At 70.1% G+C, this 15,954-nt stretch carries 20 protein-coding genes and 1 tRNA gene; 9 read left to right on the top strand and 12 right to left on the bottom strand.

The genetic code is table 11. The features are described 5' to 3' along the window. Positions 1-1,413 carry a threonine/serine exporter family protein gene (locus tag FB388_RS34935; RefSeq protein ID WP_142106944.1) on the bottom strand — a complete coding sequence of 471 codons (1,413 nt, stop codon included), beginning with the start codon at positions 1,411-1,413 and terminating at the stop codon, positions 1-3. Positions 1,414-1,506: 93 nt separating this feature from the next. On the opposite strand from FB388_RS34935, the gene FB388_RS34930 reads away from it, so the two are divergent. Then, positions 1,507-1,581 (top strand) — tRNA-Thr (locus FB388_RS34930). 556 nt (positions 1,582-2,137) lie between these two features. Here the strand turns inward: FB388_RS34930 and FB388_RS34925 are convergent. Both FB388_RS34925 and FB388_RS34920 read right to left on the bottom strand, forming a co-directional pair. Beyond that, positions 2,138-2,662: an ImmA/IrrE family metallo-endopeptidase gene (locus FB388_RS34925; RefSeq protein WP_170225977.1), complete on the bottom strand. Its 525-nt coding sequence runs from the start codon at positions 2,660-2,662 to the stop codon at positions 2,138-2,140. Beyond that, positions 2,655-2,987 carry a helix-turn-helix domain-containing protein gene (locus FB388_RS34920; RefSeq protein ID WP_170225976.1) on the bottom strand — a complete coding sequence of 111 codons (333 nt, stop codon included), beginning with the start codon at positions 2,985-2,987 and terminating at the stop codon, positions 2,655-2,657. Before FB388_RS34920 ends, FB388_RS34925 begins: the two co-directional genes overlap by 8 nt. A gap of 167 nt (positions 2,988-3,154) precedes the next feature. Here FB388_RS34920 and FB388_RS34915 point away from each other — a divergent pair, with 167 nt between their 5' ends. The 3 genes from FB388_RS34915 to FB388_RS34905 are packed head-to-tail and all read left to right on the top strand — an operon-like array spanning position 3,155 to position 5,085. Continuing rightward, positions 3,155-4,129, top strand: coding sequence for a nucleotidyltransferase family protein (locus FB388_RS34915; protein WP_142106941.1), 975 nt, complete (start codon positions 3,155-3,157; stop codon positions 4,127-4,129). Further along, positions 4,126-4,590, top strand: coding sequence for a hypothetical protein (locus tag FB388_RS34910; protein WP_142106940.1), 465 nt, complete (start codon positions 4,126-4,128; stop codon positions 4,588-4,590). Before FB388_RS34915 ends, FB388_RS34910 begins: the two co-directional genes overlap by 4 nt. Before the next feature lie 12 nt (positions 4,591-4,602). Next, positions 4,603-5,085, top strand: a complete 483-nt coding sequence (locus tag FB388_RS34905; RefSeq protein WP_211362424.1) for a hypothetical protein — start codon at positions 4,603-4,605, stop codon at positions 5,083-5,085. A gap of 346 nt (positions 5,086-5,431) precedes the next feature. Here FB388_RS34905 and FB388_RS34900 read toward each other — a convergent pair whose 3' ends face one another. The 5 genes from FB388_RS34900 to FB388_RS41285 all read right to left on the bottom strand — a co-directional run bounded on the left by FB388_RS34900 (position 5,432) and on the right by FB388_RS41285 (position 9,566). Further along, positions 5,432-6,295 (bottom strand): MBL fold metallo-hydrolase, encoded by an 864-nt coding sequence (locus tag FB388_RS34900; protein ID WP_142106939.1) that lies wholly within the window; start codon positions 6,293-6,295, stop codon positions 5,432-5,434. 90 nt (positions 6,296-6,385) lie between these two features. Further along, positions 6,386-6,964 (bottom strand): TetR/AcrR family transcriptional regulator, encoded by a 579-nt coding sequence (locus tag FB388_RS34895; RefSeq protein ID WP_142106938.1) that lies wholly within the window; start codon positions 6,962-6,964, stop codon positions 6,386-6,388. 106 nt (positions 6,965-7,070) lie between these two features. Continuing rightward, positions 7,071-8,294, bottom strand: a complete 1,224-nt coding sequence (locus tag FB388_RS34890; RefSeq protein WP_211362423.1) for an FAD-dependent monooxygenase — start codon at positions 8,292-8,294, stop codon at positions 7,071-7,073. Between the two features lie 153 nt (positions 8,295-8,447). Then, a complete protein-coding gene (locus tag FB388_RS34885; RefSeq protein WP_142106937.1) occupies positions 8,448-9,329 on the bottom strand; it encodes an alpha/beta fold hydrolase in 882 nt (293 codons plus the stop codon). A gap of 42 nt (positions 9,330-9,371) precedes the next feature. Further along, positions 9,372-9,566, bottom strand: a complete 195-nt coding sequence (locus FB388_RS41285) for a helix-turn-helix domain-containing protein (RefSeq protein ID WP_425468602.1) — start codon at positions 9,564-9,566, stop codon at positions 9,372-9,374. Positions 9,567-9,677: 111 nt separating this feature from the next. Between FB388_RS41285 and FB388_RS34875 the strand changes: the two genes are divergently transcribed. Together FB388_RS34875 and FB388_RS39745 are read left to right on the top strand one after the other, a co-directional pair. Continuing rightward, the gene (locus FB388_RS34875) at positions 9,678-9,971 is read left to right on the top strand and encodes a hypothetical protein (protein ID WP_142106936.1); all 294 of its coding nucleotides are present in this window, start codon (positions 9,678-9,680) and stop codon (positions 9,969-9,971) included. 76 nt (positions 9,972-10,047) lie between these two features. Then, entirely contained in the window at positions 10,048-10,209 is a 162-nt protein-coding gene (locus FB388_RS39745; RefSeq protein ID WP_170225974.1) for a hypothetical protein, read from the top strand. Here the strand turns inward: FB388_RS39745 and FB388_RS34870 are convergent. Next, a complete protein-coding gene (locus FB388_RS34870) occupies positions 10,194-11,000 on the bottom strand; it encodes an SAM-dependent methyltransferase (RefSeq protein WP_142106935.1) in 807 nt (268 codons plus the stop codon). The two genes, FB388_RS39745 and FB388_RS34870, sit on opposite strands and share 16 nt — an antisense overlap. Positions 11,001-11,065: 65 nt before the next feature. Here FB388_RS34870 and FB388_RS34865 point away from each other — a divergent pair, with 65 nt between their 5' ends. Beyond that, positions 11,066-12,490, top strand: a complete 1,425-nt coding sequence (locus FB388_RS34865) for an FAD-binding oxidoreductase (RefSeq protein ID WP_142106934.1) — start codon at positions 11,066-11,068, stop codon at positions 12,488-12,490. A gap of 55 nt (positions 12,491-12,545) precedes the next feature. On the opposite strand, the gene FB388_RS34860 is transcribed toward FB388_RS34865, so the two are convergent. Continuing rightward, positions 12,546-13,730, bottom strand: a complete 1,185-nt coding sequence (locus FB388_RS34860; RefSeq protein ID WP_142106933.1) for an NAD(P)/FAD-dependent oxidoreductase — start codon at positions 13,728-13,730, stop codon at positions 12,546-12,548. 82 nt (positions 13,731-13,812) lie between these two features. Further along, positions 13,813-14,757, bottom strand: coding sequence for an RNA polymerase sigma factor SigJ (gene sigJ / locus FB388_RS34855; protein ID WP_142106932.1), 945 nt, complete (start codon positions 14,755-14,757; stop codon positions 13,813-13,815). A 126-nt stretch (positions 14,758-14,883) separates the two neighbouring features. Here sigJ and FB388_RS34850 point away from each other — a divergent pair, with 126 nt between their 5' ends. Continuing rightward, positions 14,884-15,069, top strand: a complete 186-nt coding sequence (locus FB388_RS34850) for a hypothetical protein (RefSeq protein ID WP_142106931.1) — start codon at positions 14,884-14,886, stop codon at positions 15,067-15,069. Further along, a complete protein-coding gene (locus FB388_RS34845) occupies positions 15,069-15,671 on the top strand; it encodes a DUF6886 family protein (protein WP_142106930.1) in 603 nt (200 codons plus the stop codon). Before FB388_RS34850 ends, FB388_RS34845 begins: the two co-directional genes overlap by 1 nt. Here the strand turns inward: FB388_RS34845 and FB388_RS34840 are convergent. After that, positions 15,626-15,940 (bottom strand): NIPSNAP family protein, encoded by a 315-nt coding sequence (locus FB388_RS34840; protein WP_142106929.1) that lies wholly within the window; start codon positions 15,938-15,940, stop codon positions 15,626-15,628. The genes FB388_RS34845 and FB388_RS34840 overlap by 46 nt on opposite strands. Positions 15,941-15,954: the final 14 nt, after the last annotated feature.

The following is a 15,954-nucleotide window of genomic DNA, read 5'->3' as shown; positions in this document are numbered from 1 at the left end:
CTACTGCCGGTCGGGCTCCGATGGTGCCGATTCGGTCACAGCGGGAGTACCCGGACGGCGCGGCCGCGCCACGAAATCGCCGAACGCGACGCCGGCGGCCAGCGCCAGCCCGATGCCGAGCGCGACCGTGACGGTGACCAGGCCGTCGGCGAGACCCTCGACGGCCAGCTGGTAGAAGCCGCGGTAGGCCGTGAAGCCCGGCAGCAGCGGGGTGATGCCGGCGAGCGTGACGACGAGCGGCGAGATGCCGCCGCCACGGCGCAGCAGGCCGGTGGCGATCCCCACGACGACGGCCGCGGCGCCGGTGGCCGCGACCGGCCCGATCTCCAGGATCTGGGTGAGCGCCCCGTAGGTGCCCCATCCGGCCGCGCCTGCGAGGCCCGCGGCGAGCAGCGGCCGCCACCGCGCGTACCCGGCGAGCGAGAACGAGGCCGCGGCCATCGCCGCCGCCACCACGGACAGGCTGAACCGCCCCGCGCCGGTGGGCAGCTCACCGGCCACCTCCAGCACGACCCCGAACGCGAACCCGATCTTCAGCGCGAGCACCACGCCGGTGAGCAGCCCCGCTGAGAGCAGCGCGATCTCCATCACCCGGCCCGCGGACGTGACGTAGTAGCTCGAGATCGCGTCCTGCACGGTGCCGACGACCGACAGCCCCGACAGCAACACGGTGATGCTCGCCGCCACCACCAGGGACGGTCGGGTGCCCGGTGGGATCACGCCCGCCGCGAACAGCACCAGCGTGCCCCCGGTACCGACCAGCCCCCCGACCACCTGCCGGAAGAACGACGGCAGCCCCCACCGGTTGAGCAGCCGGCCGAGCCGGTCGATCAGCCCGGTGACGAAGAACGCCGCGAGTGCGGTGATCGGTGCGGCGCCGAGGAGGAGCGCGACGGATGCGGCGAGCCCGGCCCACCCGGCCGTTGCGACCCACCGCGGGTACGGGTGCGGGGCGCTCACCGCGTCGGAGAGCTCGGCCGAGGCCGCCTCGACGTCGAGCTCGGCCCGCTCCACCCGCTCGACGATCTCGGCGACCTCCTCCAGCCGCGTCAGGTCGAGCGCGCGGTACCGGACCAGGCGCATGGACGTGACCGGCGCCGCCGCCATGCCCCGGTGGCAGCACATCGTGATCGAGCTGAACGTGATGTCGACGTCGACGGCCGAGAGCCCGGCCGCGGCGGCCAGCCGCATCATCGTCCGCGTGGTCTCGTCCACGCTCTCGCCGCTCGAGAGCAGCACCTCACCCACGCGCATGCACAGGTCGAGCACCTGCTGCACCCGCGCGTCGTCCGGCACCTTCGGGCCGAGCGGCCGCATCAGCTGCACCGTGGGTGGCCCCGCGTGCAGCAACCCCTGCGCCTCGCGGCGGATCTTGCTGCGGACCCGGCGGGTGAACCGTTCGCCTCGTGTCATCCGGAGATCCCGGCCCCGGTGGTGGCGATCGACTGCATGCCGCCCAGGGTAGGTGTGGGCCTCGATCGCGCGACTAGGATGTCGTCCGTACCGGCCGGTGTAGCTCAGTGGTAGAGCAACCGCCTTGTAAGCGGTAGGTCGTCGGTTCGATCCCGACCTCCGGCTCCACGTCCGACCAGCGGTTTCTCCGCTCGTCAACAGCTCGATCCGCGTGACATGGGATCAATCGTGGTGCGAACGCGGTATGTCCGCGCCACGCGCCTCCGCCGCTGGTTAGCGGCGTGCGAAGGGCAGCATTCGAGACGCTGCCGAGCGGCGCGCTGCGCGTCGTCGTGTACCCCGGAGGAGCGTGAGCACACACCGCCAGATCGCAACCCGGCCGAGGACGACCGGCAGGTCGAGCTCGCTCGGTGGGCCGAAGAGAACGCCCATGCCGCGAGCGGCCGGACGAGCGGACACGACCTCGACAGAAACCCGCTGACCGTGCGTCGTGAACGGTGCGGCGTCACCGGCACCGCAACCTCTTGGACGTCCAAATCGTCCGCACCCCTCACCCCGACCCGACATCGACGAGCTGGAACGCGAGAACAACGGCGCAGGCGCGCCAGCGGCCCCGAAGCCGGCTTGAGGAAGACGCAGCGATCTGCGCCGTCGTCCAGTTACTAATTCGACGAGTAGCCGCAGCATGTGGGTTATCACAACTCGTAGAGCTGGCTTCAATCGGCTAAGTGGTCACGCCAAGGTTCATGAGGCGAAAACCCATCGCGGCGATGCTCACGTTGAACTCGTTGGCCAGCCATTCTGTACTCGCGTCGGAGTCGCGACGAAATCGCTCAGGGAGGGTCTGGAGATGAGCTCGAACGAGTCGCTCCGGCATGAGAATATCGGCGGCGAAAGTATTCGCCTCAATCTCCTCCCGGCTCGTTGCCGTCGCCGATATGCTGTCACGAGCGTTCACGCGCATTGGTCGATCGAGGATCACTAGGCGACCGGGATGGAGAGCAAGGTGCCCCAGTTCGTGGGCGATCGTGAACCGCTGGCGCACGCCAGCCTGCGAGGCATTCACTCCGATTATCGGAGGCCTGCCGTCTTCGCGGAGTAGGATCCCTGACACGTCGCCATCTTCGAATTCCTGCCTCCTGAGCAATGCTCCCGCCTTCCGAGCCAGGCGTTCCACATCGACAGGAATCTTGCCGATTCCGTGCGCCTCAAGAAATGCCTCCGCAGCTTTCGTCGCGCGCTTACTCATCAGTTGAGGCCGCCGTTGAGTCGTTGGCGATGATCGACCTAACCCACTGTTGCGCATCTTCTGGTATTTCTGACATGACGTCTGGTTGATGCATTGCCAATGGTAAGAGAGTGTCGATCGTGGTTTGGAGGCTGTCTGCGAGCTGCGGCAATTGATGAAGGAGGATGCGCTGTCGCCCCTTCTCGATATTGCTGATAGACGTCCGGTTCAGTCCGACACGGATGCCCAGTGCCTCCTGGCTCATTCCGGCAACCGTGCGGGCGGCACGGAGGCGGCGGCCGAACTCGACGTAGAACGCCTCGACATCGCGGCGATCATCCTGCACGCGCGCAGTGTGCCAGATCCACCAACATGTTGGTAAGACGTGCATGCTTGACGTGGGCAGACCGTGCGTGCTCTCCTTTCGGTAGGGACGTCGCCACCGCTGGTGACGCCCGACCGCGTCCGCGCTCCCCGGCTCCCCGGACGCCCTACCGAAAGCTGAGCATCCCGATGCCCGCTCCCCTCGAGCACCAGCTCGACACCGGCCGCCGCCGTATCGAAGTCGCGCGGCCCGTCCTCGACGAGGCACGCCGCCGCCGCGGCCTCCTCATCGACGCACTGAAGGCCGCCTTCCCTTTCGGCCGGGTCTACATGAACGGCTCCCTCGCCCACGGCGACGCGAACGCGCCGCTCAACGACATCGATCTCGGCATCGTCGTCGGCACCGCCGGCCTCTACGGTCCCGGCGGGCGGGGCCCGCTGCCGTTGATGCACATCGCCGCAGACGCCATCCGCGACCACCTCAAAGACGAGTTCCCCAACATGCGGGTGATCGTCGAGGGGCGGCGCCGGGCGGTGCTCGTGAGCTTCGGTAACCCGGTCACCTCTGGCGAGCCCGACTTCACTGCCGACGTGATCATCGCCCTCGACAACCCGGCCAGCGAGGGCCTCTATATCCCCAACCTGTCGATCGACGAGCAGTGGGACCGAGCCCACCCTGAGAAGCACACCGAGCTCGTGCTGGCCGCGATCACCGCCACCGACGTCGCGTTCGCCCGCATCGTCCGGCTCCTGAAGCATTGGCGCAGCCACCACGGCGACCCCGTCTGCAGCTGGAACCTGAAGGCTCTTGCGCTCTCGTGCATCACCGGCCCGACCTCCCTGTTGGACGGTCTCGAGCGGTTCTTCACCCATGCGACCGACGCCCTCGCGCTCGGCCCGACCCCTGACCCCGCCGGTGTCGCCGACCCGATAAGGCCCAACCTGCCGATGGACGAGGTCCTGAAGCGCTTCCGGGCCGCCCGCGACAACATCCGCGCCGCCAAGTACCACGAGATCGCCGGGAACCACGCCCACGCCCAGCAAGCTCTCTACCGCGTGCTACCCAACGTGATCGACGAACCCGACAAGAACCAGTTGCTCAGGGAGCTCATCGCTGGCGCCACCACGATGTCTGCGACCCCGACCCGCGCTTGGGCGCCGTGAACCACTGGTACGGCGCCGACCCCGTGTGGTGGGTCCCCCTGGAAGCTGCCGCGCGCCGGCGCTTCCGGAGGGACCTGTCCCACCGCTACCTCGGTGACCGCCTCGTCTACACCGTGACCGCGCTTGCCGTGCCGGCCGACCCGCCGCTGGTCACCGTCACTATCACGTTCTGGGCACGCCCGCTCTACCCCACCTACGGGCAACGGCCGTGTAACACGCCGCAGGTTCACGCCGAGGTTGACGCGATCTCGCCGCACCGCAACGGCGACCGCTCGCTGTGCTTGTGGTATCCGCTCGACCCGCCCGATCAATGCTGGACCAGCGAGAAGGGGCTCCTCGACCTGATCGAGATCGTGCGTCGCCACCTCGCCCTCGAACGCGTTTGGCGACTGACCGGCGGAACCAACGGTGGCGTGTGGACGCTGCCCGACGCCCCGCACGGTTTCCCCGATGTGGCATGACACCCTCGGTCGATGTGGACCTGGGCCCAAACCGCCGCCCTCATCGTCCCCGTGCTTGCCTTCTTCGGTGCTGTCGTGGTGTGGGCGTTCGGCCAACGCGCCGCCCGCCGCGAACGGCGAGCCACCGCGTTCGCCGCCGCCCTCGCCGCAGTCGAAACCTACGCAGAATTCCCGTACCGCGTGCGCCGGCGCGCAACAACGGAGACCGCCCGCCACGAACTCGCCACCGAGATCAGCAAGAATCAGGCCGAGATCGCCTTCCACCAAGCATGGCTCGATCTCGAAGCACCAACTGCTGCCAACGCCTACCGCAAGCTCGTCCAGGCGACGCGACGCCAAGCCGGGCAGCAGATGCACGACGCCTGGCTTCAACCCGCCATCACCACCGACGCCGACATGAACCTCGAAGTCGCCTACCCCCGAACCGAGATCGACACGGCCAGGGTGAGATGTCAGCAGCACATGAAGGCGGCGCTGCGCCTCGCGAGCCGATAAAATTCGCAAGTACCGGTGACGCCAGCCCATGTCGTCAGCCGAGGTCGCTCTCGCGCAGACATTCGTTGCCTCGCCAATTTCCACTGTGGACTTGAGGTGAGGCTCGGTCCGCAGAACGGTCCACGAACACGTGCAAGACGGTCCCTCTCATCGCAGCACGTGGTGCTGTCGGTGGCAGGTGCGACGATGGAGGAGGACGCGGCCGTAGGTCGTCGGTTCGATCCCGACCTCCGGCTCCACGTCCGACCAGCGAGTTCTCCCGCTGGAACAGCGCCGGCTCCGCCGATGTGGCATCACTTCGCAATCGCCGGTCTCCACCGTGGACCGACGCGACCCGGTCGTGGTGTTACCGAAGGCCCTGGACGGCGCCGCTGTAGATCGCCGTCGTGACATTGGCGCGGGTCGGGTTGGCCTCGACCATCCGGGCGACGAACTCGGCCAGGGTCGGGCGCGGGTCGGTGCTCAGCAGCTTGTCGCCGAGCTCGACGTACTCGATGGTCTTGGCCAGCGCGCCGGCGTCGTTGACGGCGTCGGCCTTGCGGTGAGACGCGACGACGACCTGGGGGTTGCGGCCCTGGATCTCCTCCAGGGTGGCGATCCAGCCCTTGCGGGTCTCGGGGGTGGTGGTCTCGATCAGGGCGGCGTGCACGTCGTTGTAGGCGATGTCGCCGACGACGACGGCGGACAGCTCGGGCACCCAGGCGTAGGAGGACTCGCTCGTGTCGGACTGGCCGGCCGAGACGCCGATGATGTCGTGGCCCTCGAGGTCGAAGCGGCCGTCGGCGGGCAGCGCCTCGGGGATGACGACCTCCTCGACGAGGTCGTCGGCGAAGATCGCGGAGTAGGTCGTGGTGTCGCGCTTGGTCTTCTGCTCCTCGGCGATGATGCCGGCGGTGGCAGCGGTCGAGACGACCTTGACGTCGGGGAACCTCGCCTTGAGCGGAGCGGTGCCGAGGTAGTGGTCGATGTGGCCGTGCGTGATGAAGATGTGCGTGAGCCGCTTGCCGCTCGCCTCGATCCAGTCGGCCAGGTCGGCGGCGTCCTCGACGGTGGGCAGCGTGTCGATCAGGACGGCGTCGTTCTCGCCCGCGATCAGCGTCACCGACGTCGGCGGCCAGGTCCAGCCACCCTCGGGCGGGTCGATGGGCAGCGGGATGTTCAGCGGCCGGGCCGGTGCGTCGAAGGTGCTCAGGGTCAGCGTGGTGCTCATGGCGTTTCTCCTCGTGGTGGTCGAGAATAATTCTTGACCTGCGGGTACAAAATCTGGACAGGCGGAGAGAGCGAGGGGCGAGCTGCCGCCTCAGAGCAGTGCGAGCGTCGCGTCGACGACGCGGGTCAGGCGGTCGGGTCCGGGCTCGAGGCGCGACAGGACGTGGAGTCCGGTGGTGGCGTTGAGCAGCATGCTCGCCAGCGCCTTCGCGTCGACGTCACTGCGGATGTCGCCCTCGCGCTGGCCTCGGGCGACAAGGGTTTCGAAGACGCTCTCCGCTTGATCGAACAAACCGCGAACCTGCGTGGCCACGGCCTCGTCCAGGCGGCCGAACTCGACCGCGCTGTTGGTCGCCAGGCATCCGCGGCGATCGGGGTTGTCGAGGTCACCCTTCACGAAGAACAGCAGGGCCTCGCGCAGCAGGTCCTTGGCCGGCCCGGTTCCGTCCAGCCAGTACTTGAGGCCCTCGACGCGAAGATCGAGGTAGTGGCGCAGGGCGAGGTCGAACAGTTGGCGCTTACCCCCGAAGGCGTTGTAGAGACTGCCCTTGCCGATGCGCAGCTGGTCGGCCAACTGCTGTGGCGAGGTCGCGCCGTACCCCTGTGCCCAGAAGACCTCCATCGCCTCCGCGACGGCGCGGTCCGGGTCGAACTCCTTGGGGCGACCCATGGGACGAGCGTGCCTCATTCTTGACCTGCAGGTCAAGAGCTGGTCGGCCTCGAGTTGCGGATCGGGAAGTGCGCGTGAGCACCTCCGGCTCCGCCCGAGGAGTTGCCTACGGCTTGGCCGACGAGGTGATGCGCGACCCGGCCGGGGCCCCGGAGTCGGGCACCCCGGCGTAGTCGGGCAGCTCGACACCGTTGATCGCACGCTCGACCAGCTCCATGAGCGCCTCCATGTCGGTCTCCGGGCTCGGCTCCGCGTCCGGCGCCGGGGCCTGGAGGCTCTGTACGTGCATCCGGCCGATCTCCTGGTTGGCCTCGACGAACGAGCGCATCCGCGCCTCGTACGCGGCGAACCCGACCTCCGGGTCCCACCCGGCGCCAGCAAGCTCTCCGGCCAGTAGGTAGGCACCGACCAGGGCCAGCCCGGTGCCACCCCCGGACATCGGCGACGAGCTGAACGCTGCGTCGCCGAGCAGCCCCACCCGTCCGCTCGACCAGCGGTCCATCACGACCTGGGCGACCTGGTCGAGGTAGAAGTCCGGGGTGTCGTCCAGGTGCTCGAGGATGCGCGGGGTCAGCCAGCCGAAGCCGGCCATCCGCTCGCGCAGCAGGCGCTTCTGGGCCGCGACGTCGCTGTGGTCGACGTCGAAGTCGGCGGCGCTGTACGAGAGCATGGCCATCGCCCGCGTGGTGTCCGGGAGGGGCCGCAGGCCGGCGGAGCGCCCGGACTCCTGGTAGTCGATCAGCCAGCGGTCCACCCCGAACTCGTTGGGCACGCTATAGAAGGCCAGGACGAGCCCGAGGTGGCGGATGAACTGCTCGCGCGACCCGAAGACCATCGCGCGCAGCGCAGAGTGCAGCCCGTCCGCGCCGATCACCAGGTCGAAGCGCCGCCGGTCGCCGCCCGCGAAGGTCACGTCGACCCCGTCCGCGTCCTGGGTGAGCTCGGCGATGCGGTCGCCGAAGACGTACTCGACACCGTCGCGGGTGTCGTCGAAGAGCACCCGCGACAGGTCCCCACGCAGGATCTCGATCTCCGCGATGTACCCGTCGCCGCCGTGGTCGTCCGCGCGGTAGGTCTCCAGGACGTTCCCGTCCACGTCCACCGTGTACGCCCCGGCGGTGTCGGTGCAGGCGGCGCGCACCGCCGCGTCCAGCCCCATGCGCCGGATGACCTCCTTGGCCACCCCGCGCGCGTCCACCGCCTGCCCACCGGGACGCAGCTCGGGCGCCCGCTCCACCACGGTCACCTCGGCTCCACGCCGGCGCAGCCAGTGGGCCAGCGCGGGCCCCGCGATGCTCGCCCCCGCCACCAACACCCTGATACCGCTCACAGCGCCCCCTTGCTCGTCCGATTCGTGTCGATGAAGTGGAGTCGGTCCCGTCCTCGGTCCGCCCCCGTCCAGGCAGGCAGACTCGGGCGCGGCCAGGAACTCATCGCTGCGCAGGCCAGCATGGTCCACCCGCCCACGCCGCACTGCGGCGCCTCATCGCGACGGCCCAGCGCTGATCGACGTGTGGCGGAGGAGCGCGGGGACGACCGTGTCCCAGGTGCGGCGCGGGAGCTCGTTGCCCGTGCCGGGGAGTGTGAGCAGCTCGGCGCCCGGGATCTCGGCGGCGAGGGCCTCGCCGTTGCCGAGGGGGAAGAACGGGTCGTTCTCGCCGTGGATCACGAGGGTCGGCGCGGTGATGTCGCGCAGCCGCTTCCGCCATCGCGGTTTGCTGTCGAGGGCGGCGAAGGCCGTCGCCTGCTGGTTGGCGCGGTGCGCCTTGCCCGGGTCGGGGCTCGCGGGCGTGCGGTCGTAGATCCGTTCGATGTTCGCACGGGCCTCGGCCTCGTCGAAGTACGGGCCGGAGAGGTGACGGGCGCTCGCGAGCACGGAGGCCACCACCGAGGCGCGGTCCGTCCAGTCCACCTCGGGCCGGTTCATGAAATGGGCCATCAGCTCGGGTGCGTGCTCCGGCAGGTCGGCGTCGTTCCGGCCGGGCGCGGTGGGTCTCGTGGCGATCAGCGTGAGCGTGGTGACGCGGGCGGGGTGGTCCAGGGCGAGGAGCTGCGCGATCCAGCCGCCGGTACCGAAGCCGACGACGTGCGCCGACGGCAGCTCGTAGGCGTCGAGGACGCCGGCGGCGTCCGCCACCAGGTCGCGCAGCGTGTAGTCGGGGGCTTCGGGGTCGGCCGGCGTGGAGCGGCCCGTGCCGCGCAGGTCGTAGCGGACAACGAACCTTCCCCCGGCCCCGATGCGTCCGCAGAGCTCGTCCGGCCACGTGAGCATCGTGTTGCCGATCAGCAGGACCGGCGCGTCACCCGGATCGCCGAACGTCTCGGTGCACAGCTCCGCCCCGTTGACCTCGATGAGCTTCTCCATGACGGTATGACCGCGCAGATGTCCGGAACTCACCGCTGCCGGTCAATCGGGGTCCGGCCGCTTCCTCGGCTGGCCGAGCTGGCGCAGGACGTCGTCCAGGTCGAACCGGAACTGTCCGCCAGGAGTGGTGGCGGTCGGGGTGATGCGGCCTCTCCGTACCCACTCGCGAACGGTGTCCGGATGCACCTGGAGATGGCGCGCGAGGTCCCTAGTGGTGATAAGGGGACGGCGGGCCACAGTTCGACGGTAAGTAGAGCTTCTCGTCAGTGGTAGTTAGTCCTCATCACCTACCAAGAGACATCAAGCCAGGACATGATTCACCATCGAATGTTCGATACAGTCGCGAACATGGCGTTCTGGATGACGAAGATCCCCGGGGGTGGGTTCGCGATGGGTGAGGCACCGGACGAGGCCGAGGCGCGGCTGATGATCGCCCGCGAACAGGGCCGGGCGTCGGTGACGTTCAGCGAACGCTCCGGCCGGTACCGCTGGACCGTCGTGCTGGACGAGGGCAAGACGTCGCACGGCTGGGCGGAGACCGAGGCCGAGGGGTGGTGGTTCGTCAAGGAGGCGGTCAACCGGCCGTTCCGCGGAACGCACCACCGCAAGCCCCGCGGCCTCTGGAGCCTGCCGCCTTCCTGACCGGGAGCGCGTGCTTCGATCACTCCTTCGGGTGAGGAGGGGGTTCGGGGTTGTACGAGTACGAAGAGCACGTCGCGTGACCCTGCTGGAGATCGCGGGGCTCGTGGCAGCGGCAATGGCCGGAACCGGGGGTTGTCTGCTCGGCGTTCGCGCCGCCGACGCGCTGAACCGCAAGCTCGGGCGCAATGCTCCCCAGGAGGAGGCGGCACCCGGCAGCACCGGTCACGAAGGGGGTTGATCCCGGAAGACGGGTCGCTCGGCGTACGAGACGGGGACGGACACGATGGGTTCGTCGAGGGCTCGGTCGTCGCGCCGCGCCACCGCGCGGACGTAGCCGAGGTAGCGGCCCTGGTCAGCGGTCAGCGCCTCGATCTCCACGCCGTTGTCGGGTGACGCGGCGTGCTGCCAGTCGAGCCAGCGCCGCCAGCCGTCGGTCATCGTGTCGGCGGACTCGACCTCGACGGCGCCGCTGCGCTCCCAGTGCCGCCGCCACCACGCGGCGGAGTGCAGGCAGCTCATGCTGGGTTCCCACCACGCCGCAAGGTGATCGGGAACCGGGCCGTCGATCTCCCGGACGAGGCCCGCGCCCGCGATCCCGAGCTGTCCTCCCGGGCGGAGGAAGCGGGCGAGGTAGCCGAGGTAGAGGTCGTCGGTGCCGTAGTAGACGAACGAGTCGATGCTGACGATCGCATCGAAGAAGCCCGCCGCGAACGGGAGCGCGCGGGCGTCGGCGTGGATGGGGAAGACGGCGTCGTCCAAGCCTGCGTCGTGGATGCGCCGCGCGCGTTCGTCGACGCTGAACCACAGGTCCGTCGACCACACCTGCACGCCGAACTCCTCGTGCAGGAAGATCGACGAGAGGCCGCGCCCGCAGCCCAGGTCCAGGACCCGCATGCCCGCGCGGAGCGCCATCGCCTCGGTGAGCCACTCGGTGAGCCACAGCGGGTTGGCTCCGCCGGAGGCGCCGGCGACGATCCAGTCCGGGTCGTACCGGGAGCTGCGGGGGAAGCGTTCGGACGCGAGGGTCATGGGATCAGGGTCCCCTGACCGATCCGTTCACGACAGGTCGCCGGGACCGGTGCTGACATGGCCGCATGAGTGTCGAAGCGATGAAGGGGCCCGCCCTGCGCGGGGACCTCGTGACGCCGTCCGACGCCCGGTACGAGCGGGCCAGGGTGGCCTACTGGGCGCAGTTCGACGAGGTGCGGCCGAGCGCGGTCGCGTACTGCGAGACGCCTGCGGACGTCGCCGCCTGCCTGGCGTTCTGCCAGGACGCCGGCATCCCGGCCGTGCCGCGCAGCGGCGGGCACAGCCTCGGCGGGTACTCGACCACCGACGGGCTCGTCGTCGACGTCTCGCGCATGTCCCGGGTCGGGGTGCGCCGTGCGGGTGACGGGATCACGGCGGTCGTCGGGGCGGGCGCGCGGCAGGTCGACAGCCTGGCGGCGTTGTGGAAGGAGGGCGTCGTCGTGCCCGGCGGGATGTGCCCGACTGTGTCGGCGGGCGGCTTCGTGAGCGGTGGCGGGTTCGGATGGCTCACCCGCCGCTACGGCATGGCCTCCGACCACGTGCTCGCAGCGCAGGTCGTGCTGGCCGACGGGCGGGTGGTGCGGTGCTCGGAGTCGGTCGAACCGGACCTGTTCTGGGCCCTGCGCGGCGCCGGTGGCGGGAACTTCGGGGTGATCACCGAGTACGAGATGCGCCCCCGCCGTGTTCCCACCATCGTCAGCTTCCACCTCCGCTGGCCGTGGGACGCCGCGCAGGCCGTGATCGCCGCCTGGCAGCGGTGGATCATCGACGGCCCGGACGACCTCGGGTCGGCCATGAGCGTCACGGCGGTCGGCGGCGACCCGGCCACCGTCGACGTCGCGGGCGGGTGGCTCGGCGACCCGGCGGCGCTCGAACGGCACCTCGACGAGCTGGTGGGGGACGCCGGTCGCCGGCCCGAGATCCGGACGGTGCAGGAGGACTCGTACCTCGACACGATGATGGCGGCATTCGGCCTCACCGACACGACGGCCGGCCAGCGGCAGTGGACGGGCCAGAACCCGGACGCGGTGATCCCGCGCCAGCATTTCGCGGTCGACCGCAGCGTCCTCGTGGACCGGCCGATCCCGCTCACGGGGATCGGCGAGGTGCTCGCCGCGTTCGAGCGCGAACCGCGGCCCGGCCAGGTCCGCCTGTTGAGCTTCTTCGCCCTCGGCGGTCAGGTGAACCGCGTCCCGCGCACCGCGTCCGCCTACGTGCACCGGGACGCGCAGTTCTACCTGGCGTTCTGGGTCGGCCTCGACCGGGACCTGCCCGACGAGGGCGACCGCCACGCGGCGCAGACGTGGGCGGACGACGGGTTCGCGGTGATCGACCGGTACTCCGGCGGCGAGGCCTACCAGAACTTCATCGACCCCGCGCTCGGCGGCTGGCGAGAGGCCTACTACGGGGAGAACTACTCCCGGCTGGCCGAGGTGAAGCGGACCTACGACCCGCACGGGTTCTTCCGCTTCGCGCAGTCGATCGGTTGAACCAGTTCCGTCCGACGAGCGGCGCGCTCCTCCTCCTCGTGCGGTGGCGGGGGTGTCAGACCGTGGTCGCGAGCGGTTCCTCGGCGGGGACGGTGTGGCGGCGACGGGTCGGGAGCATCGATGTCGGGTGGGAGATGCTCCAGGCCGCGGCCTTGCAGATCATCTCCTTGAGGCGTGCGGCCGTCTTGCCGGTGACCGCGGACGGTTTGGGCTGGTCGTCCGGGGTCACCCACTGCACGACAGCGTCGCGGCGGCCGAGGCTGATGCACTGGGCGGTGTAGCCGATCTTGTTCTGGGGGATCTGCCGTCCGGTCAGGCGGGCGGCGATGGCGTCGGCCGCGTGGTAGGCCGCGGGGACTCCAGAGGCGCAGGACATCCGCAGTGGTGTGCCGTTCGCGCCCGGTGCGAGCGCGGCATCACCGACGGCGTAGACGTCGGGGTGCGAGACCGACCGCATGGTGTCGTCGACGACGATCTGCCCCGTCGCGGAAACCCGCAGGCTCGTGGCCCCGGCGATGGGATGGGCGGCGAAGCCGGCCGTCCAGACGGTCACCTGGGCCGGGATCGCGCGGCCGTCGGCGGTGACCGCGCCGGTCGGCTCGACGCCCGCGACTTCCGTGTGCTCGTGCACGGTTATGCCGAGCCGGTCGAAGGCCTTGCTCAGGTGGCTCTGGGCCTTCTTGCTCAGCCAGTCGCCGAGGCCGCCGCGGGCGGCGAGTGAGACCTCGAGGTCCGGTCGGGCTTCGGCGATCTCGGTGACCGCTTCGATGCCGGTCAGGCCACCACCGACGACGAGCACGGCCTCGCCCGCGGCGAGGCCGGCCAGACGCTCACGCAGCCGCAGCGCGGACTGCTTGCCGGCGACGTCGTGGGCGTGCTCGGCGACGCCGGGAACGCCGCAGTCGGCGGCCGCGCTGCCGAGGGCGTAGACGAGCGTGTCGTAGGCCATCTCGCCGGGGCCGTCGGCGTCGACGACGTCGACGGTCTTGCGCTCGGCGTCAACGGCCGTGACCCGCGCGAGCCGCATCTGCACGGCCGTACCCGCGAAGACGTCGGTCAGTGCGCGCCGCTTCAGGTCCTGGCCGGTCGCGAGCTGGTGCATCCGGACGCGCTCGACGAACTCGGGATCGGCGTTGACGAGGGTGATCTCGGTGTCGGCGGGGTGCAGGCGCCTGGCCAGCCGCGCGGCGGCGTTGGCTCCGGCGTACCCGGCCCCGAGGACGACGATGCGGTGCTTCATGGTCTCGCTCCTGTCCGGTCGGTGTGTGCTCCCTGAACCGGACAGCGGCGCGAAACCTGACAGCAGTGGGTTGTGGCCTGGGTCACCAGGTGTCGACGAGCGGTTCCCCGTGTTCGGATGTGGGCCACTGGCGCGCCGCGCGGTCGAGCTTGCCGGGGTTCACCTGGGCGTGGACGGCTGCGATGCCGTCGACGGTCACGTCCAGCGAGACGACGCCGGCCACCCGGTCTCCGACCACCAGCACCAGCGCGGGCACGCCGTTGGCAACCGCGGCGAACAGGACGGGTCGACCGCCGATCATGTCCCACTTGGCCGGGCTGGGTTCGAACAGCCCGCGCAGGAACCTCGCCACCCGCAGCGCACCGGTGACCGGCCGCGGCAACGAGAAGAGCACGCCGCCACCGTCGCCGACGCTGATCGCGTCGTCGGTCAGCATCTTCACCAGCGAGTCGGTCCTGCCGCTGAGTGCCGCGGCGAGGAACTCCTCGACGATCTTGCGGGCCGCGGTCGCGTCGACCGTCACCCGGCGCCGGTCGGCGGCCAGGTGCTGCTTGGCACGCCGGTAGATCTGCTGGCAGTTCGACTCGGTGAGGTCGAGCACCTCGGCGATCTCGCCGTGTGAGTGTCCGAACGCTTCGCGCAGTACGTACACGACGCGTTCCTTGGCCGGGAGCCGCTCCATCAGCGTGAGCATCGCGATCGAGACCGACTCCCGCTGCTCGACGGTGTCGGACGGACCGAGCATCCGGTCCCCGGTGAAGACCGGCTCGGGGAGCCACTGGCCCACATAGGTCTCTCGCCTGGCTCGCGCCGAAGTGAGCTGGTTGAGGCAGATGTTGGTGAGCACCTTCGTCAGCCACGCCTCTGGCGTCTCGATGAGCTCCCGGTCGGCGGACTGCCAGCGCAGGAACGTGTCCTGCACCGCGTCCTCGGCATCGTTCGCCGACCCCAGCAGGCGGTACGCGATCGCCTCCAACCGCGGCCTGGCCCCTTCGAACACCTCGACCTCGTGCGCACCGACCAGCATGGTTCGAAGTTAACGAACCGGGCTCGACCGCGGCTCCTACCCGCCCAACCTGAGCCATGGCGCTCATCGGGGCTCACGTCGCGACACCACCGGCCAGACCCTCGGGCCCATGGCAGGATCGGCGACGTGACCGTCGCTGTCGAGGACACCGTGATGGCGGAGCCGCGCCCGTGCGTGCGCTGCTCCAAGGTCTCGCTCCTGTGGGTCGTCGGCCGCTGCGCAGACTGCGTGGCCGAGCTGGGGCTCCAGGACGACCGCACCGAGTACGACACCTGGAAGGCCGACGTCCAGGCCGAGTACGGCCGAAAATAGTGCGTCCCGGCGACGGCGAGGTCCTCCACTTCTCGGAGGACCCGGCGATCACCGAGTTCGCCCCGCACGTTGCCGCGACCGCGCGCGTGCCCGGCGCTTACGTGTGGGCCGTCGACGCGGAGCGGGCGCCTGCGTACTGGTTCCCCCGCCAGTGCCCCCGGGTGCTCACGTGGCCCACGGCCGGTTCGACGGAGTCGGACGTCGCGCGGATCATCGGCCCGTCCGGGGCGCCTCGCCTGCACGCCGTGGAGTACGTCTGGCTGGAACGGATGCGGTCGGTGCGGCTGTACGCCTACCGGCTTCCGGCGGCATCGTTCCGCCCGTTCCCGGAGCCGGAGCCGGCGCGGCTGCACGGCGAGCCGGAGCCGACCGCCCATGTCGCGGAGGTGCCGGTGCGCCCGCTCGGGCCGCCAGAGAGGGTCGGCGACCTCTTCACGCTCCACGAGGAGGCCGGCATCGAGCTGCGCGTGCTCCCGCGGCTGTGGCCGCTGTGGGACGCGATCGTGGCGAGCACGCTCGGGTTCAGCGGGATCAGGTTGCGCAACGCGCAGCCGGATCAGCGCGCCGGTGGCAGCAGCGGCCTCAGGAACGTGCGTTCGTAGCGGCGCACGCAGCCGGACTCGTCGCGGATCCGGTCGGCCTCCACGAACTCGGGGTCCACCCCGAACCGGCTGCGGTACCGCTCGTAGTCGGCGAGGCTGGGGAAGCTGAACAGGGCGTATGCGATGTCGCTTGCGCCTTCGGCGGGCAGGAAGTACCCGTGGTGCACGCCACCGTGGCGCTCCACGAGCTCCATCCACCGGTTGGCGAACGCCTCGAACGCCTCGATGCGGGCGGGGTCGATCTCGTAGCGGACATGACAGGTGATCACCCGCCGGCCTACCC

This window comes from Pseudonocardia cypriaca (assembly GCF_006717045.1).
Taxonomy (GTDB): domain Bacteria; phylum Actinomycetota; class Actinomycetes; order Mycobacteriales; family Pseudonocardiaceae; genus Pseudonocardia; species Pseudonocardia cypriaca.
Note: the sequence above shows the minus strand (reverse complement) of the source record. Positions and strands in the feature narration are given on the sequence as shown.